Below are 16,401 nucleotides of genomic sequence, written 5' to 3'. Positions count from 1 at the left end.
CATGCGCACGCTGTTGGCCCTGACGCTGCTGGCCAGCCTCTCCGCCTGCGCCAGCAAGCTGCCCGAACCCGATCCGCGGATGGCGTGGATCGACATCTCCCCCGAGCCCAGCGACACCCTCATGGCCAACCGCCTCGACGACAAGCGCTGGGGCGACGGCCGCTACTACCAGGTAATGCCCGGCAGGCATGAGCTGGAGCTGCGCTACCAGTTCGAGGCCGGTGGCGGCGGTGGCGGCTTGGGCATGAACGCCGAGCCCACCATCATCACCTGCTACATGGAGCTGCACTACGACAACTTCGAGGCCGGCAAGCGCTACCGCGTGGAAGCACGGAACGCCGCTAACCAGCCCAGGGCCTGGCTCTACGACGACCAGCGCAACGTGCTGGCGCGCCAGGAGATCTTCCCGCGCTGCGGCCCCTTCTGAATTGAACGCGGCTACCCTGGCCGCCAGCAGGTTTCAGTCGCGCAGGCTGGCGAGGATGTCGAATGCCCTGAGCCGGTGCTCGTGCTGGTAGAGGTCGCAGGTGAAGATCAGCTCGTCGGCATCGGTCTGCTCCAGCAGCACCTGCAGGCGCGCACGGATCTTCTCCGGACCGCCCACCATGGCCATGGCCAGGAAACTCCCCACCGCCTCCTTCTCATGGGGCAGCCAGCGACCCGCCATGCTTTCCACCGGCGGGCGCAATACCAGGCTTTCGCCGCGAATCAGCGCCAGGACCCGCTGGTACACCGTGGTGGCGAGGAATTCCGCCTCTTCGTCGGTGGGCGCCGCCACCAGCGGCACACCCAGCATCACATAGGGTTTATCCAGCACCGCCGAGGGGCGGAAGTGATTGCGGTAGACGCGAATCGCCTCATGCATGTAGCGCGGCGCGAAGTGCGAGGCGAAGGCGTACGGTAGGCCTTTCTGCCCGGCCAGCTGGGCACTGAACAGGCTGGAGCCGAGCAGCCAGATGGGCACATTGGTGTCCACGCCCGGCATGGCGATCACCTTCTGCTCCGGCTGGCGCGGGCCGAGGAGCATCTGCAGTTCTTCGACGTCCTGGGGGAAGTCGTCGGCGCTGCCCAGGCGGTCGCGGCGCAGGGCTCGGGCGGTGAGGTGGTCAGCCCCCGGCGCGCGACCAAGGCCCAACTCGATGCGGCCCGGATAGAGGCTGGCGAGGGTGCCGAACTGTTCGGCAACCACCAGTGGCGCATGGTTGGGCAGCATGATGCCCCCGGAACCCAGGCGGATGCGCGACGTACCACCGGCCAGGTAGGCGAGCAGCACGGCGGTCGCGGAACTGGCGATGCCTTCCATGTTGTGGTGCTCGGCCACCCAGAAGCGCGAGAAATCCAGGTTTTCGACGTGGCGCGCCAGCTCCAGGGAATTGTGCAGGGCCTGGGTGGCGCCGCCGTGGTCGCGCACGGGGGCCAGATCGAGGACGGAAAGGGGCAGCTTGGAGAGGACAGACATAAGCAAGACCTTGGCAGGGGAAAGGCGTGGAGCCTTATCCGAGTGAATCAGTAGGTCTTACTCTAGGGATTGGCGCCCAAGGCCGCCAGAAGGCACTTTTCGGTAACCAGGGCACCAGAAGGTAAGGATTGGGCCAGCCGGGAGCGAACGGCCAGGCCTGGCCGAATTCAGGAGCGGGAGAGCCGGCGTCACCTCGCTCTCCCGCGTGGGATCGGGCGACGCCTCAGCTGTCGCTGATGCGGAAGCCGATCTTCAGGGTCACCTGGAAGTGCGCCACCTTGCCGTTTTCGATATGTCCACGGGTGTCCACGACTTCGAACCAGTCCATGTTGCGGATCGTCCTCGACGCTTCGCCGATGGCATTGGTGATCGCGTCGTCGATGCTGGTGCGTGAGGAGCCGACTATCTCGATCTTCTTGTAGGTGCGGTGATCAGACATGGTGTATCTCCTGTGCCGGGCACGAGTGGGTTCCCCAGCAAGGCTAGCCAAGAATGCCGCTATCGGCCCGCCAACTCCTTGCGCAACCAGTCGGCCAGGCGTTCGGCGCGACGGTCCAGCTGCCGCGCCTGCACCCAGAGCGCCAGGCGCGCCGGGGTTTCGACGAAGCCCCAAGGCGCCACCAGGCGGCCGGAGGCGAGTTCGTCGGCGACCAGCTGCTGCGGGGCGATGGCCACGCCCAGTCCGGCCACAGCCGCCTCCAGCAGGTAGTAGAGATGCTCGAAGCCCTGGCCCAGGCGCAGGCGGGCCGGGTCCAGCCCCTGGGCAGCGGCCCACTGCGGCCACGCCTGGGGCCGCGACACCGTGTGCAGCACAGCCTCATCCAGCAACGCGGCAGGGGCGGCGCTGGCCAGCGCGTCGTAGTGGACATAGCGCGGGCTCAGCACCGGGCCGATGGATTCGGCGGCCAGCTCGAACACCCGCATGTCCGCGGGCCAGGGCGGCTCGGCGAAACACAGGGTGGCATCCACGCCAGGACGGCGCGGGTCCAGCTCGCCCTCGCTGGCCGAGAGCTGCAGACGCAGTTCGGGAAGTTCACGGTTGAGCCGGTCCAGGCGTGGAATGAACCAGCGCGCCAGCAGGCTGCCCGGGCAGCCGAGGACAAAGGGCGCCTCCTCGCTGCGTTTCTGCAGGTCGGCGTAGGCGCTGCGCAGACGCTCGAAGGCATCACCGGCGGCATCGCGCAGACGCTGGCCGGCATCCGTGAGTTTTACGCCGCGACCATCCTTGCTGAACAGGGCGATGCCCAGCTCTTCCTCGAGCATCCGCACCTGCCGGCTCACGGCGCCGTGGGTGACGTGCAGCTCTTCCGCAGCACGACTGATGCTCTGCAGTCGGGCGGCGGCCTCGAAGGCGCGAAGGGCATTCAATGGCGGCAGGTCGCGGCTCATGGTTATTTGTGAGTTTTTCTGACAGATAATGGCAATCTAATCGCTTTTCCGTCACCTCGCCAGGGGTAGAATGGCGCCATCAACCCTCTTCCCCAGCCCCTCGCCGAAGCGCGAAGGGTGCAGAAACAGGAGTCCAGCATGACCTCTCTGCGCACCGGCCCCGATACCAAGGGCCTCTTCGGCAGCTTCGGCGGGCAATACGTCGCCGAAACCCTGATGCCGCTGATCCACGACCTGGCCCGCGAATATGAAAAGGCCAAGGACGATCCGGAATTCCAGAAGGAGCTGGCCTACTTCCAGCGCGACTACGTCGGTCGCCCGAGCCCGCTGTACTTCGCCGAGCGCCTGACCGAGCACTTCGGCGGCGCGAAGATCTACCTCAAGCGCGAAGAGCTGAACCACACCGGCGCGCACAAGATCAACAACTGCATCGGCCAGATCCTCCTGGCCAAGCGCATGGGCAAGAAACGCATCATCGCCGAGACCGGCGCCGGCATGCACGGCGTGGCCACCGCCACCGTGGCCGCCCGCTTCGGCCTGCAGTGCGTGATCTACATGGGCACCACCGACATCGACCGCCAGCAGGCCAACGTCTTCCGCATGAAGCTGCTCGGCGCCGAAGTGATCCCGGTCACCGCCGGCACCGGCACCCTGAAGGACGCCATGAACGAAGCCCTGCGCGACTGGGTGACCAACGTCGACAGCACCTTCTACCTGATCGGCACCGTCGCCGGTCCGCACCCGTACCCGGCCATGGTCCGCGACTTCCAGGCGGTGATCGGCAAGGAAACCCGCGAGCAGCTGGCCGAGAAGGAAGGTCGCCTGCCCGATTCGCTGGTCGCCTGCATCGGCGGCGGCTCCAACGCCATGGGCCTGTTCCACCCGTTCCTCGATGACGCTTCGGTGAAGATCGTCGGCGTGGAAGCCGCCGGCCACGGCATCGAGACCGGCAAGCACGCGGCCAGCCTGAACGGCGGCGTACCGGGCGTGCTGCACGGCAACCGCACCTTCCTGCTGCAGGACGAAGACGGCCAGATCATCGACGCCCACTCCATCTCCGCCGGCCTGGACTACCCCGGCATCGGCCCGGAACACGCCTGGCTGCACGATATCGGCCGCGTCGAGTACACCTCGATCACCGACCACGAAGCCCTGGAAGCCTTCCACACCTGCTGCCGCCTGGAAGGCATCATCCCGGCGCTGGAGAGCTCCCACGCCCTGGCTGAAGTGTTCAAGCGCGCACCGAAGCTGCCGAAGGACCACCTGATGGTGGTGAACCTCTCCGGCCGAGGCGACAAGGACATGCAGACCGTTATGCACCACATGCAACAGGAGCAGAAAGCATGAGCCGCCTGCAGACCCGCTTTGCCGAACTGAAACAGCAGAACCGCGCCGCCCTGGTGACCTTCGTCACCGCCGGCGACCCGAACTACGACGCCTCCCTGGCCATCCTCAAGGGCCTGCCGGAAGCCGGTGCCGACGTCATCGAACTGGGCATGCCCTTCACCGACCCGATGGCCGATGGCCCGTCCATCCAACTGGCCAACATCCGTGCCCTGGCCGGCAAGCAGAACCTGGCCAGGACCCTGCAGATGGTTCGTGAATTCCGAGCCGGCAACCAGACCACTCCGCTGGTGCTGATGGGCTACTTCAACCCCATCCACTACTACGGCGTGGACCGCTTCATCAGCGACGCCAAGGAAGCCGGCGTCGACGGCCTGATCGTGGTCGACCTGCCGCCGGAGCACAACGAAGACCTCTGCCACCCGGCCCAGGCCGCCGGGCTGGACTTCATCCGCCTGACCACCCCGACCACCGACGACCAGCGCCTGCCCGTGGTGCTCGATGGCAGCTCCGGCTTCGTCTACTACGTCTCCGTGGCCGGCGTGACCGGTGCCGGCTCCGCCACCCTGGAACACGTGCAAGAAGCCGTCGCCCGCCTGCGTCGCCACACCGCGCTGCCGGTGGCCATCGGCTTCGGCATCCGCACCGCCGAACACGCCGCCAACATCGCCAAGCTGGCCGATGGCGTGGTGGTGGGCTCCGCCCTGGTGGACCGGATCGCCAATGCCGCAACCCCGGAACAGGCCGTGAACGACGTCCTCGGCCTCTGCAAAACCCTGGCCGAAGGCGTCCGCGGCGCCCGCGCCTGACGCCACCGAGCCAAGCTGAAGCCCCTCGTCGGGTGGGCTTCAGCCCACCTCAGCCGCACTCAGAGGTCGTACTCGATCTCGCCGTCTTCCAGGCAGGAAAGATCCAGCGGCCGCATCGCGCCCATCCACATGGGGTAGTCGCGGTGGTCGCGCAGGTCGCTGCCGGTGATGGGATGAACCAGCACCGTCAGACCGTTGCGGTGCAACGCCAGCCAGGGAATCACTTCACCGAACTGATCGGGTTTGAAGGCCAGCTGGCAGCTCCAGTCCGGATGCGGGCCAACGGGTTTTTCATGGACGCGCCCCATCTTCAGCGGAAAGCGCCTGGCGGCTTCCTCGCAGAGGGCGCGGGCCTGGTCGATGGTGCTGGCGTCGAAGTAGACGTGGGCGTGAAAGCCCTTGATGCGCGGCGTGGGCGTCTGGGTCATATGGCGACTCCTTCCCGATGCTTGATGAGCTGGGCCTGGCGCGCCTCATCGCCCAGCTCCTGCTGCAACCAGTCGACGAAGCAATTCATCAACCGCGCACGGCGCTTGCGCTCCGGCTGCACCAGGTAATAACCGAAATCCGAACGGACGCTGGTTTCCAGCACGGGCACCAGCAAGCCCTGGTCGAGCAGGTCGTCCACCAGGTAGCGCCAGCCGATGGCCACGCCCTGGCCGGCGATGGCGGCCTGGATCAGCAGGGTGTAGTTGTCGAAACGCAGCATCCCCGAGCCGGGCGGCTGGGCGATCCCCAGTTCGCGGAACAGCGCGTCCCAGTCGAACCAGCGGGTGCGCACTTCGGGTTTCAAGTGCAGCAGCGGCAGTTCCGTCAGGGCCGTCACCGGCAATGGCTTGTCGCGCCCGGCCAGCAGGCGCGGGCTGGCGATGGGGAAGACCTCTTCGCGGAACAGCAGCAGCGCCTCGCCGTGCTTGAAACGACCGTCACCGAAGGCGATGGCGATATCCACCTCCGAGCGCAGCATGTTCATGGTGCGATCGCTGGTGACGATGCTGACATCGATCTCGGGGTTCGCTTCATGGAAGCGGTGCAAGCGCGGCATCAGCCAGTAGGCGGCGAAGGCAAAATCGGTGGCCACCTGCAGCACCTCGTGCTGCGGCCGCGAGCCGATGGCTTCGAGCCCGGCGCTGATGGCCTGCAGGCCCTCCTGGACATGGAGGAACAGCAGCCGGCCGGCGTCGGTGAGTTCGATGCCGCGATAGATGCGGTCGAACAGGCGGGTTGCCAGTTGCTTCTCCAGGCGCTGGATCTGCTGGCTCACCGCCGGCTGGGTGGTACCCAGTTCCACAGCGGCAGCCGTGAAGCTGAGATGACGGGCGGCGGACTCGAACACCCGCAGCAGGTCCAGGGACAGCTCAGACTGTAGTTCTGCCATAAGTAACGCTTATCCGAGTCATGTTCCGCCATGCGGTTTACCGGGCTGATCGCTGGCGCAATCATCGTTCCCAGCACTTTCGCATAATTCGACAGTATGGATAAGCGAACGATGAAACGCCCCAACATCCTCTTCATCATGGCCGACCAGATGGCCGCGCCGCTGCTGCCCTTCTACGCGCCCTCGCCAATCAAGGTGCCGAACCTGTCGCGGCTCGCCGCCGAGGGCGTGGTATTCGATTCGGCCTACTGCAACAGCCCGCTCTGCGCGCCCTCGCGCTTCACTCTGGTGAGCGGGCAACTGCCGTCGAAGATCGGGGCCTACGACAACGCCGCCGACTTTCCCGCCGACGTGCCCACCTATGCCCATTACCTGCGCCGCCTCGGCTACCGCACGGCGCTGTCGGGCAAGATGCACTTCTGCGGCCCGGACCAGTTGCACGGCTACGAGGAGCGCCTGACCAGCGACATCTATCCGGCGGACTATGGCTGGGCGGTGAACTGGGACGAGCCGGACGTGCGCCCGAGCTGGTACCACAACATGTCCTCGGTGCTGCAGGCCGGACCCTGCGTGCGCACCAACCAGCTGGATTTCGACGAGGAAGTGGTGTTCAAGGCCCGCCAGTATCTCTACGACCATATACGCGAGAACACCGGCCAGCCCTTCTGCCTGACCGTGTCGCTGACCCACCCGCACGATCCCTACACCATTGCCGCGGAATACTGGGATCGTTACGAGGACGTGGACATTCCCCTGCCGCGCCAGCACTTCGCCGATGCCGAGCAGGACCCGCACAGCCAGCGCCTGCTCAAGGTCATCGACCTCTGGGGCAAACCGCTGCCGGACGAGAAGATCCGCGACGCCCGCCGCGCCTACTTCGGCGCCTGCAGTTACGTCGACGACCAGATCGGCCTACTGCTCAAGACCCTCGCCGACTGCCGCCTGGACCAGGACACCATAGTCGTGTTCTCCGGCGACCACGGCGACATGCTTGGCGAGCGTGGCCTCTGGTACAAGATGCACTGGTTCGAAATGGCCGCCCGCGTGCCGCTGCTGGTCCACGCCCCCGGGCGCTTCCAGGCGCACCGGGTGAGCCAGTCGGTATCCACCGTCGACCTGCTGCCCACCCTGGTGGAACTGGCCGGCGGCTCGCTGGAACGCAACCTGCCGCTGGATGGCCGCTCGCTGTTGCCACACCTGCGGGGTGAAGGCGGGCACGACGGCGTGCTGGGTGAATACATGGCCGAAGGCACCACCAGCCCGCTGATGATGATCCGCCGCGGCCCCTACAAGTTCATCTACTCGGAAGCAGACCCCTGCCTGCTCTTCGACCTGGCCAACGACCCGCAGGAACTGGAGAACCTGGCCGCCTCAGCGGACCACCAGGCACTGCTTGCGGCGTTCCTCGACGAAGCCCGCGTCCGCTGGGATATCCCGAAGATCGCCGAGGCCACCCTGGCCAGCCAGCGGCGGCGCCGCTTCGTCGCCGACGCCCTGGCCCAGGGCAGGCTGAAGAGCTGGGACCACCAGCCCTTCGTCGACGCCAGCCAGCAGTACATGCGCAATCACATCGACCTGGACGACCTGGAACGCCGCGCGCGCTTTCCCCAACCCTGACCCACTCTTGCGAGGATCCAAGGCATGAAGACGATCAATGCGGTGCTTGCCGGCGGCGTGCTGCTGACCGGCCTGACGTTCAACGTCAAGGCGGAGGACGCCAGTTGCGCGACGGTGAAGCTGGGTGATCCGGGCTGGAGCGATATCGCCGTGACCAACGGCGTGGCGCGCGTCCTGCTCGAAGGGCTGGGTTATCGCACGGAAACCCCGACCCTGGCGGTGCCGATCATCTTCGCCGGCCTGCACAAGGGACAGATCGACGCCTTCCTCGGCAACTGGATGCCGGCGCAACAGAGCAACTACGACAAGTTCGTCGCCGCCGGCAGCGTCGACAAGGTGGCGCAGAACCTCAGCGGCACCGAATACACCCTGGCAGTGCCGCGCTACGCCTTCGACGCGGGCGTGAAGACCTTCGCCGACCTGGACCGCTTCGCCGACAGGTTCGACAGGAAGCTCTACGGCATTGCCTCCGGCTCGCCGGCCAACGAGTCGATCCGGCAGATGATCGCCAAGGACGAATTCGGCCTTGGCGACTGGAAGCTGGTGGAGTCCAGCGAGCAGGCGATGCTGGTGCAGGTGGGCCGGGCAGTGAAACGCGAGCAGTTCGTGGTCTTCCTCGGCTGGACGCCGCACCCGATGAACGTGCAGTACGACATGGCCTACCTCAAGGGCGGCGAGCAGTACTTCGGCGCCAGCGGCAGCGTGAACACCCTGGCGCGCAAGGGTTACGCCGCGCAATGCCCGAACGTGGGCAAGCTGCTGGCCAACCTGCAGTTCACCCAGGACATGGAGAACTCGATCATGGATCAGGTACTCAACGGCAACACCAACAACGACGCGGCGGTGAAGGCCTGGCTCAAGGCCAATCCGGCAGTGGTCCAGGGCTGGCTGCAAGGCGTGACCACCCGCGACGGCGGCGATGCCGTGGCGGCGGTGCAGGCTAGGCTCTGACGGTTCGCACTCTGGGTACACATCCCTGTGGGGGCGAATTCATTCGCTAAGCAGGCCGTAGGCCTGCCCACAAATTTCCATGGGGCTGCGTCGCAGCCCTTAGCGAATGAATTTCCCCCCACAAGGCAGTAACAGCCCCATCGCCAGGCCCGAGATGAAAGCCGCCAACCTCTTCCCCTTCCTCTCCTGGCTACCCGCCGTCCGTCCCCGCAGCCTCGGCCGCGACGCGCTGGTGGGGTTGACCGGCGCCATTCTCGCCCTGCCGCAGTCCATCGCCTATGCACTGATCGCCGGGCTGCCGGCGGAGTATGGGCTCTATGCAGCCGTGGTGCCGGTGATTGTCGCCTGCCTCTGGGGGTCGTCGCGGCACCTGATCTGCGGGCCGACGGCGGCCATCTCGGTGGTGCTGTTCGCCAGTGTCAGCCCGCTGGCCCTGCCGGGCAGCCAGGACTACATCGGCCTGGTGCTGCTGCTGACCTTCCTCGCCGGCGCCTTCCAGTGGCTGCTGGGCGCCCTGCGCTTCGGCGCGCTGGCCAACTTCGTCTCGCAATCGGTGGTGCTCGGCTTCACCCTGGGCGCCACGCTGGTGATCGCCCTCGGCCAGGTACCGAACCTGCTGGGCCTGGCCCATCTGGAAGGGCGTGCAACGGCCTGGCAGAGTGCCCTGGAACTGGCGCGGCATGTGCGCGAAGTGCACTGGCCGTCGCTGCTGGTAGCAACCGTCACCCTGGGCCTGTCGATCCTGGTGCGCAACCTGTGGCCGCGGATGCCGGCCCTGCTGATCGGCATCATCGGCGGCAGCCTGCTGGTGCTCGCGCTGCCCGGCGCCTTCGCCGGGGTCCCGCTGGTGCAGCCGTTCAGCGGAAGCCTGCCGCCACTGGCCGCGATGCGCTTCGATGCCGAAGACATCCTGCGCCTGCTGCCGTCAGCGGTCGCCTGCGGCCTGCTCGGCCTGGTCACCAGCCTGTCCATCGCCCGCGCCCTGGCCTGCCAGTCGGGCCAGGTGCTGGATGCAGACCAGGAATGCCGTGGCCAGGGCCTGTCCAACCTGATCGGTGCCTGGTTCTCCGGCTACCTCTCCGCCGGCTCCTTTACCCGTTCCGGGCTGAATCTCCAGGCCGGCGCGCGGTCGCCCCTGTCGGGGGTCTTCTCGGCGCTCTGGGTAGCGTTGTTCGCCCTGCTGGGGGCCAGCCTGATCGCCCACATTCCGCTGCCCGCCATGGCGGCGAGCATTCTGCTGATCTGCTGGGGCTTGCTCGATGGGCGCGGCGTGCGCCAGCTCTGGCGGGTCAGCCGCGCGGAGTTCGTGGTGATGGCGCTGACCTGCGTCGCCACTCTGCTGCTGGAGCTGCAAACCGCCATCTACGCCGGGGTGCTGGCGTCGCTGTTCTTCTACCTCAAGCGCACCTCGCAGCCACGGGTGCTGCAGGCAACGGAAGAGGATGCCGAGGTCCTGCGCATCGAGGGGTCGATCTTCTTCGGCGCCTGTCCCTATCTGCAGAAGCTGATCCAGTGCAGCCGCGCCGGACGCCTGGTGCTGGATGCGCACCATGTGAACTTCATCGACTACGCTGGGGTGAGCATGCTTCACGAGGAGGCGCGGCGCCTGGGCGGGGAAGGGCGCAGTCTGGTGCTCCGCCGCGCCCGGCCACAGGTAGCGCGGGAGCTGCGCAAGCTGGAGGGCGAGGGCAGCCGGTTAGTTATCGAGGGATAAGTGGGAGCGAGTTCATTCGCGATCGAAATCGCTCCCACCGGGGAGGGAAGGATCAGCCCTGCGCCAGCTGGCGGCGCAGCTCGGCCAGCACCGGAGCGCTGTCCGGCAGCACGCCGCGCCACAGCAGGAAGGCTTCGGCAGCCTGCTCCACCAACATCCCCAGGCCATCGAGGGTGCGTGCGGCACCGTGCTCGGCAGCCCAGCGGTTGAAGGCAGTCATTTCCTTGCCGTACATCATGTCGTAGCAGACGGTGTAGCCCGGCTTGATCAGGCTCGGCGAGATGGGCGGCAGGTCGCCGGCAAGGCTGGCCGAGGTACCGTTGATGATCAGGTCCACCGGCTCTTCCAGCCAGTCGAAGCCACTGGCGGACACCGGGCCCAGATCGGCGAACAACCGGGCCAGGGCTTCGGCCTTTTCCACGGTGCGGTTGGCGATCACCAGGGCGGCCGGCTTCTCGGCCAGCAGCGGCTCGATCACCCCACGAGCGGCGCCACCAGCCCCCAGCAGCAGGATGCGCTTGCCGGCCAGCTCCAGCCCGGCGTTGCGGGTGAGGTCGCGCACCAGGCCGGCGCCGTCGGTGTTGTCGCCGAGCAGGCTGCCGTCATCCAGCTTCTTCAGGGTATTCACCGCACCGGCGCGCTGGGCGCGGGCGCTGAGGCTGCCGGCCAGCTGGTAGGCCTGTTCCTTGAACGGCACGGTGACGTTGCCGCCCTTACCCGTGGCGAAGAACTGCCGGGCGCAGCCGGTGAAGTCATCCAGCGGCGCCAGCACGGCTTCATAGGTGAGCTGTTGGCCGGTCTGTTCGGCGAACAGGCGGTGGATCAGCGGCGACTTGCTGTGGCCGATGGGGTTGCCGAAGACGCAGTAGCGATCAGTCACAACCCTGCCTCCCCGAGCCAGTCACGATCCTTGAGGAAGTACTCGGTCAGGCGCGCTTCCTCGCTGCCCGGCTCTGGCTTCCAGTCATAGCCCCAGCGCACATGCGGCGGCAGGGACATGAGGATGGACTCGGTGCGCCCGCCCGACTGCAGGCCGAACAGGGTGCCGCGGTCGAATACCAGGTTGAATTCCACGTAGCGGCCACGGCGGAAAGCCTGGAATTCGCGCTGCTGCTCGGTGAACGGGGTGTTCTTGCGCTTCTGCAGGATCGGCAGGTAAGCGTCCAGGTAGGCATCGCCGATGGCGCGCATGAAGGCGAAGCAGGTGTCGAAGTCCCACTGGTTCAGGTCGTCGAAGAACAGGCCGCCGATGCCACGCGGTTCATTGCGATGCTTGAGATGGAAGTAGCGGTCGCACCATTCCTTGTAACGCGGGTAGACGTCGGCGCCGAAGGGCGCGCAAGCGTCGCGGGCCACCTTGTGCCAGAACACGCAGTCTTCTTCGACGGCGTAGTAGGGTGTCAGGTCGAAACCGCCGCCGAACCACCAGACCGGCTCTTCGCCTTCCTTCTCGGCGCAGAAGAAGCGCACGTTGGCGTGGGAGGTGGGGACGTGGGGGTTTTCCGGGTGGATCACCAGGGATACGCCGAGGGCCTGGAAGCTGCGCCCGGCCAGTTCCGGACGGTGGGCGCTGGCCGACGGTGGCAGGTTAGCGCCGAACACATGGGAGAAGTTCACACCGCCCTTCTCGATCAGCGCGCCGTTCTCGATCACCCGCGTCCGGCCACCACCGCCGGCGGGACGGGTCCAGGCGTCCTCGTAGAAACCGGTCTTGCCATCCTCGGCCGCGAGCGCGGCGCAGATGCGGTCTTGCAGATCGAGCAGGTAGGCCTTCACGGCCTCGATACGGTCAGTCACGTGGTCAACCCTGGAAGCAGGTGGAATGGTGGAAAAATGAGCAGGCAAGGATACCACCGCCCGCGGGGCTCGGTTACTTGACGGGAATCAAGGCGAGGCGTTGGATGGGAGCTTTTCCGACCAGGAGGTTGCAAGCATGGCCAAACGCATCCAGTTCTCCACCTACGGCGGTCCGGAAGTCCTCGAGTTCGCGGACTACCAGCCGGCGGAGCCGGGGCCGCAGGAGGTGCGCGTGCGCAATCGCGCGATCGGCCTGAACTTCATCGACACCTACTACCGCAGCGGCCTCTACCCGGCGCCAGACTTCCCCACCAGCCTGGGCACCGAAGGCGCCGGCGAAGTGGAGGCAGTGGGCAGCGCGGTGACCCAGTTCAAGGTGGGCGATCGCGTCGCCTATGCCACCGGGCCGCTGGGCGCCTACAGCGAATTGCACGTGCTGCCGGCGGACAAGCTGGTGCGCCTGCCGGAGAGCATCAGCTTCGAACAGGCCGCGGCGGTGATGCTCAAGGGCCTGACCGTGCAGTACCTGCTGCGCCAGACCTTCCCGCTGCAGGGCGGCGAAACCATCCTCTTCCACGCCGCGGCCGGCGGCGTGGGGCTGATCGCCTGCCAGTGGGCCCGTGCCCTTGGCGTGAAACTGATCGGCACCGTCAGCTCGCCGGAAAAGGCAGTGCAGGCCAAGGCCAACGGTGCCTGGGCGACCATCGACTACAGCCATGAGAACGTGGTGCAGCGGGTGCTGGAGCTCACCAATGGCGCCAAGTGCCCGGTGGTCTACGACTCGGTGGGCAAGGACACCTGGGAAATCTCGCTGGACTGCGTGGCGCCGCGCGGCCTCCTGGTCAGTTTCGGCAACGCCTCCGGGCCGGTGACCGGGGTGAACCTGGGCATCCTGGCGCAGAAAGGCTCGCTCTTCGTCACCCGTCCGACGCTGTTCGGCTACGCCAGCACGCCGGAGCGCCTGCAGGCCATGGCCGATGAGCTGTTCGGATTGATCGCCGACGGCCGCATCAAGGTGGAGGTGAACCAGCGCTTCGCTCTGGCCGACGCAGCCAAGGCGCACACCGCCCTGGCCAGCCGCCAGACCACCGGTTCGACCGTGCTTATTCCCTGATCACGCGCCCGCTGGCCAGGTCGCGGATCACGCTGGGGTTGCGTCGCCCACCGAGCGCGCCCCCCAGCACCGCATCCAGCTCGCCGCCGAAGTACTGCTGGACACGCAGGCGCGAGCAGGCGGCCGGACGGGCTGAAGGGTTGGCGGAGGTGGAAACCAGCGGCCCTGTGAGGGCACAGAGATCGCGCACCAGCGGATGGTCGCTGACGCGCAGGGCGACGCTCTCGTGCCGGCCGGTGATCCACTCCGGCAGCAGGTCCTGATGGGGCACCAGCCAGGTGTTGGGGCCCGGCCAGGTGCTGGCGAGCTTGTCGACCCAGACCTCCGGCAGGCCTTCGAGGATGAAGTCGAACTGGCGGATGTTGTCCGCCACCAGGATCAGTCCTTTCTCGACCGGACGCTCCTTGAGCGCCAGCAGGCGATAGACAGCGTCCTCGTTCCAGGGGTCGCAGCCCAGGCCCCAGACCGCCTCGGTGGGGTAGGCGATGACCCCGCCTTCACGCACGATCCGCGCCACTCGCTGCACACGCCAACTGCTGACCATCACCCGCTCCCGCAATACTGAATCGCCAGAGTGTACAGGGCTCAACCTTGGCGATGCACCCAGCAACCCGACTCACGGGTGACGCGGCCCTGCAGTTCCAGGTCGGTGAGTTCGGCGAGCACGCGTGGCAGCTCCCAGCCGCTGGCAAGGGCCAGGCCTTCGCTGCTGTAGGGCGCCGCGCGCAACAGATCGAGCAGCGGATGATCCGCTTGAACAGGCGCTTCGACTCGCGGCGCGGACGCCACCATCTGCCAGCCGCGCAGCGCTTCGAGGATGTCTTCGACCTTCTCTACCAGGGTCGCGCCTTCACGAATCAGCTGGTGGCAGCCGCGAGCGCCGGGATGGTGGATGGAGCCGGGAATGGCGTAGACCTCGCGCCCCTGCTCCGCAGCCAGGCGCGCGGTGATCAGCGAACCGCTGGACGGGCTGGCTTCCACCACCAGGACGCCAAGGGAAAGCCCGCTGATGATGCGGTTGCGCCGCGGAAAGTTGGCCGGCTGGGGCGGACATTCCAGCGGCAGCTCGGACACCAGCGCGCCGCCTTCGTCGACGATGCGCGCAGCCAGGCCACGGTGGCGATTGGGGTAGACGTGCTCGAGCCCGGTGCCGAGTACCGCCACTGTCGCCCCCTTGACCTCCAGCGCGCCCTGGTGGGCAGCGCCGTCGATGCCCAGGGCCAGTCCACTGGTGATCACAAAGCCGCCACCGGCCAGGCTGCGGGCAAAGGCGCGGGCGGTATCCAGCCCGGCCGCCGAAGCGCGGCGGCTGCCGACCATGGCCAGCTGCGGACGCTCCAGCAGGGACGCATCGCCGGCGACATACAGCAGCGGTGGTGCGTTGCCGAGTTCGGCCAGCAGGGCGGGGTAGGCCGAATAGTCCCAGCACAGCAGCTGGTGGCCGGGCCGCTCCTGCCAGGCCAGGGCGCGTGCGGCCGCGTCACGAATCTCCGGGCTGCGCCGTGGGTCGGCCGAGGCCTCCGGCAGGCCCAGCGAACGCCAGGCAGAAGCCGGCGCGCTGAGGGCCGCTGAGGCGGAGCCAAAGGCTTCGATCAGACGACGGAAACGTGCGGGGCCGAGTTCGGGGAGGTGATGCAGGCGAAGGCGGGCTTCCAGCTCCGCAGGGGAGATTGATGGCATTCGATCGGTCCTTGATCGCGCCGCAATCGCGGCAGAACCGCCATCAATACAACAAGCCCCCGCATTGCGGGGGCCTGGAGGTGTTACGGGTTGTGTACCTTGTCCAGCACCGCCAGCTGGCGGGTGGCGGCGAGTACCAGGCCGTAGCTGAGCTTGTCGTAGGTGCGGAACACCATCAGCAGGCCGGCGCGCTCGTCCGGGACCTTGATGAACTCGTCGGTGATGCGGTCACGAACGGTTTCGCCGGTCTTGTAGACCGCCAACACGTTGCCTTCCACCAGCCCGTCGCGCCTGCCCTTGTTGATGGTGACCACATCGAACTGGCCGATCTGGGTCACGCCACGCGGCACATCGAGGATCACGCCGTTGATGTCGCGGTCCGGCGCGCTGGGCATGAAGGTGGAGTTGATCGCACGTTCCTCGGTGGGGAACAGGCGGTCGCCCAGGCGGACTTCCTGGGTGGAGCGGGTCAGTTGCAGGGTGGCGATGTCCCCCTCGTCGGCGATCATCTCGCCACCGCCGATATCATCGGCGTTGATGCCGAGGAATTCCTTGGTTTCCGGATCCAGGTAGGTCTTGCCCTGGCGGAAGATGCCGTAGGCCGGCTGCTCATGGGAGAAGTTGCCACGGGCATAGACGCGGTCACCGGCGCCGCTTACCACGCGTTCGGCGTTGCCGGCGACGACGTAGGGCGCGCCTTCGAATTCGCTGGGATCGTCGACGATGCGGTTGCTCAGCAGGAAGGCGTTGATGGCTTCCAGCGGAATGGCCGGGATGGCTTCGGCCATCGGCGTGCTGCGCACGGTCGGCGACAGTTTGATGGTGCCGCGGGACGCGCCGCGGTTCAGCATCAGGCGCGGCTGGCCATCGACATAGACCAGGCTGAGCACATCGCCCGGGTAGATCAGGTGCGGGTTTTCGATCTGCGGGTTGGCGTGCCAGATCTCCGGCCACTTCCACGGCTGGCTCAGGAACTTGCCCGAGATATCCCAAAGCGTGTCGCCCTTGACGACGGTATAGCGCTCCGGATGCCCTTCCTTGAGCTCCACCGCAGCCTGGGTCAGGCCACTGGCGGCCAGGAGCAGCAGGGCGAGTAGTGATTTCCTCATGCGGTGAATCCCTTTATTATGTTCATTCACATGAAACGCC

At 66.8% G+C, this 16,401-nt stretch carries 17 protein-coding genes; 7 read left to right on the top strand and 10 right to left on the bottom strand.

Going from position 1 to position 16,401, the window contains the following annotated elements; genetic code table 11:
• Position 1 precedes the first annotated feature (1 nt).
• Entirely contained in the window at positions 2 to 427 is a 426-nt protein-coding gene (locus ACFW0B_RS17170; protein WP_449150197.1) for a PA0061/PA0062 family lipoprotein, read from the top strand.
• A 33-nt stretch (positions 428 to 460) separates the two neighbouring features.
• Here ACFW0B_RS17170 and ACFW0B_RS17165 read toward each other — a convergent pair whose 3' ends face one another.
• The 3 genes from ACFW0B_RS17165 to ACFW0B_RS17155 all read right to left on the bottom strand — a co-directional run bounded on the left by ACFW0B_RS17165 (position 461) and on the right by ACFW0B_RS17155 (position 2,848).
• Positions 461 to 1,459 carry an LLM class flavin-dependent oxidoreductase gene (locus tag ACFW0B_RS17165; RefSeq protein ID WP_449150195.1) on the bottom strand — a complete coding sequence of 333 codons (999 nt, stop codon included), beginning with the start codon at positions 1,457 to 1,459 and terminating at the stop codon, positions 461 to 463.
• 223 nt (positions 1,460 to 1,682) lie between these two features.
• On the bottom strand, positions 1,683 to 1,898 hold the full coding sequence (locus ACFW0B_RS17160; RefSeq protein WP_120653800.1) for a dodecin: 216 nt from the start codon (positions 1,896 to 1,898) through the stop codon (positions 1,683 to 1,685).
• A 59-nt stretch (positions 1,899 to 1,957) separates the two neighbouring features.
• Positions 1,958 to 2,848, bottom strand: coding sequence for a LysR family transcriptional regulator (locus tag ACFW0B_RS17155; RefSeq protein ID WP_449150193.1), 891 nt, complete (start codon positions 2,846 to 2,848; stop codon positions 1,958 to 1,960).
• A 138-nt stretch (positions 2,849 to 2,986) separates the two neighbouring features.
• Between ACFW0B_RS17155 and trpB the strand changes: the two genes are divergently transcribed.
• Positions 2,987 to 4,195, top strand: coding sequence for a tryptophan synthase subunit beta (gene trpB / locus ACFW0B_RS17150; protein WP_449150191.1), 1,209 nt, complete (start codon positions 2,987 to 2,989; stop codon positions 4,193 to 4,195).
• Positions 4,192 to 5,001: a tryptophan synthase subunit alpha gene (gene trpA, locus ACFW0B_RS17145; RefSeq protein WP_449150189.1), complete on the top strand. Its 810-nt coding sequence runs from the start codon at positions 4,192 to 4,194 to the stop codon at positions 4,999 to 5,001. The genes trpB and trpA overlap by 4 nt, the downstream gene beginning before the upstream one ends.
• 59 nt (positions 5,002 to 5,060) lie before the next feature.
• On the opposite strand, the gene ACFW0B_RS17140 is transcribed toward trpA, so the two are convergent.
• Both ACFW0B_RS17140 and ACFW0B_RS17135 read right to left on the bottom strand, forming a co-directional pair.
• Positions 5,061 to 5,429, bottom strand: a complete 369-nt coding sequence (locus ACFW0B_RS17140) for a DOPA 4,5-dioxygenase family protein (protein ID WP_449150187.1) — start codon at positions 5,427 to 5,429, stop codon at positions 5,061 to 5,063.
• Entirely contained in the window at positions 5,426 to 6,379 is a 954-nt protein-coding gene (locus ACFW0B_RS17135) for a choline sulfate utilization transcriptional regulator (RefSeq protein WP_449150185.1), read from the bottom strand. The genes ACFW0B_RS17140 and ACFW0B_RS17135 overlap by 4 nt, the downstream gene beginning before the upstream one ends.
• 111 nt (positions 6,380 to 6,490) lie before the next feature.
• Here ACFW0B_RS17135 and betC point away from each other — a divergent pair, with 111 nt between their 5' ends.
• The 3 genes from betC to ACFW0B_RS17120 all read left to right on the top strand — a co-directional run bounded on the left by betC (position 6,491) and on the right by ACFW0B_RS17120 (position 10,661).
• Positions 6,491 to 7,996, top strand: a complete 1,506-nt coding sequence (gene betC, locus ACFW0B_RS17130) for a choline-sulfatase (RefSeq protein ID WP_449150183.1) — start codon at positions 6,491 to 6,493, stop codon at positions 7,994 to 7,996.
• A 24-nt stretch (positions 7,997 to 8,020) separates the two neighbouring features.
• A complete protein-coding gene (gene choX / locus ACFW0B_RS17125; protein WP_449150181.1) occupies positions 8,021 to 8,947 on the top strand; it encodes a choline ABC transporter substrate-binding protein in 927 nt (308 codons plus the stop codon).
• A 154-nt stretch (positions 8,948 to 9,101) separates the two neighbouring features.
• Entirely contained in the window at positions 9,102 to 10,661 is a 1,560-nt protein-coding gene (locus tag ACFW0B_RS17120) for a SulP family inorganic anion transporter (RefSeq protein WP_449150179.1), read from the top strand.
• Positions 10,662 to 10,713: 52 nt separating this feature from the next.
• Here the strand turns inward: ACFW0B_RS17120 and aroE are convergent, their stop codons facing one another.
• Positions 10,714 to 11,541 carry a shikimate dehydrogenase gene (aroE, locus tag ACFW0B_RS17115; RefSeq protein ID WP_449150177.1) on the bottom strand — a complete coding sequence of 276 codons (828 nt, stop codon included), beginning with the start codon at positions 11,539 to 11,541 and terminating at the stop codon, positions 10,714 to 10,716.
• A complete protein-coding gene (gene hemF, locus ACFW0B_RS17110; protein ID WP_449150175.1) occupies positions 11,538 to 12,458 on the bottom strand; it encodes an oxygen-dependent coproporphyrinogen oxidase in 921 nt (306 codons plus the stop codon). The genes aroE and hemF overlap by 4 nt, the downstream gene beginning before the upstream one ends.
• Positions 12,459 to 12,594: 136 nt before the next feature.
• Here hemF and ACFW0B_RS17105 point away from each other — a divergent pair, with 136 nt between their 5' ends.
• Positions 12,595 to 13,572: an NADPH:quinone reductase gene (locus ACFW0B_RS17105; protein WP_449150173.1), complete on the top strand. Its 978-nt coding sequence runs from the start codon at positions 12,595 to 12,597 to the stop codon at positions 13,570 to 13,572.
• Here the strand turns inward: ACFW0B_RS17105 and ACFW0B_RS17100 are convergent.
• The 3 genes from ACFW0B_RS17100 to ACFW0B_RS17090 all read right to left on the bottom strand — a co-directional run bounded on the left by ACFW0B_RS17100 (position 13,562) and on the right by ACFW0B_RS17090 (position 16,361).
• A complete protein-coding gene (locus ACFW0B_RS17100; protein WP_449150171.1) occupies positions 13,562 to 14,116 on the bottom strand; it encodes an L-threonylcarbamoyladenylate synthase in 555 nt (184 codons plus the stop codon). The genes ACFW0B_RS17105 and ACFW0B_RS17100 overlap by 11 nt on opposite strands.
• A 41-nt stretch (positions 14,117 to 14,157) precedes the next feature.
• Entirely contained in the window at positions 14,158 to 15,252 is a 1,095-nt protein-coding gene (dprA, locus tag ACFW0B_RS17095; protein WP_449150169.1) for a DNA-processing protein DprA, read from the bottom strand.
• Positions 15,253 to 15,335: 83 nt separating this feature from the next.
• Positions 15,336 to 16,361: a LysM peptidoglycan-binding domain-containing protein gene (locus ACFW0B_RS17090; protein ID WP_449150167.1), complete on the bottom strand. Its 1,026-nt coding sequence runs from the start codon at positions 16,359 to 16,361 to the stop codon at positions 15,336 to 15,338.
• Positions 16,362 to 16,401: the final 40 nt, after the last annotated feature.

Source organism: Metapseudomonas phytobenefica, from assembly GCF_043392685.1.
Lineage (GTDB): Bacteria > Pseudomonadota > Gammaproteobacteria > Pseudomonadales > Pseudomonadaceae > Metapseudomonas.
Note: the sequence above shows the minus strand (reverse complement) of the source record. Positions and strands in the feature narration are given on the sequence as shown.

What these genes read in the sequence shown, in the direction of transcription:
- ACFW0B_RS17170 (WP_449150197.1), top strand. Translation starts at nt 2, where the DNA reads ATGCGCACGCTGTTGGCCCTGACGCTGCTGGCCAGCCTCTCCGCCTGC.
- ACFW0B_RS17165 (WP_449150195.1), bottom strand. Translation starts at nt 1,459, where the DNA reads ATGTCTGTCCTCTCCAAGCTGCCCCTTTCCGTCCTCGATCTGGCCCCC.
- ACFW0B_RS17160 (WP_120653800.1), bottom strand. Translation starts at nt 1,898, where the DNA reads ATGTCTGATCACCGCACCTACAAGAAGATCGAGATAGTCGGCTCCTCA.
- ACFW0B_RS17155 (WP_449150193.1), bottom strand. Translation starts at nt 2,848, where the DNA reads ATGAGCCGCGACCTGCCGCCATTGAATGCCCTTCGCGCCTTCGAGGCC.
- trpB (WP_449150191.1), top strand. Translation starts at nt 2,987, where the DNA reads ATGACCTCTCTGCGCACCGGCCCCGATACCAAGGGCCTCTTCGGCAGC.
- trpA (WP_449150189.1), top strand. Translation starts at nt 4,192, where the DNA reads ATGAGCCGCCTGCAGACCCGCTTTGCCGAACTGAAACAGCAGAACCGC.
- ACFW0B_RS17140 (WP_449150187.1), bottom strand. Translation starts at nt 5,429, where the DNA reads ATGACCCAGACGCCCACGCCGCGCATCAAGGGCTTTCACGCCCACGTC.
- ACFW0B_RS17135 (WP_449150185.1), bottom strand. Translation starts at nt 6,379, where the DNA reads ATGGCAGAACTACAGTCTGAGCTGTCCCTGGACCTGCTGCGGGTGTTC.
- betC (WP_449150183.1), top strand. Translation starts at nt 6,491, where the DNA reads ATGAAACGCCCCAACATCCTCTTCATCATGGCCGACCAGATGGCCGCG.
- choX (WP_449150181.1), top strand. Translation starts at nt 8,021, where the DNA reads ATGAAGACGATCAATGCGGTGCTTGCCGGCGGCGTGCTGCTGACCGGC.
- ACFW0B_RS17120 (WP_449150179.1), top strand. Translation starts at nt 9,102, where the DNA reads ATGAAAGCCGCCAACCTCTTCCCCTTCCTCTCCTGGCTACCCGCCGTC.
- ACFW0B_RS17105 (WP_449150173.1), top strand. Translation starts at nt 12,595, where the DNA reads ATGGCCAAACGCATCCAGTTCTCCACCTACGGCGGTCCGGAAGTCCTC.
- ACFW0B_RS17100 (WP_449150171.1), bottom strand. Translation starts at nt 14,116, where the DNA reads ATGGTCAGCAGTTGGCGTGTGCAGCGAGTGGCGCGGATCGTGCGTGAA.
- dprA (WP_449150169.1), bottom strand. Translation starts at nt 15,252, where the DNA reads ATGCCATCAATCTCCCCTGCGGAGCTGGAAGCCCGCCTTCGCCTGCAT.
- ACFW0B_RS17090 (WP_449150167.1), bottom strand. Translation starts at nt 16,361, where the DNA reads ATGAGGAAATCACTACTCGCCCTGCTGCTCCTGGCCGCCAGTGGCCTG.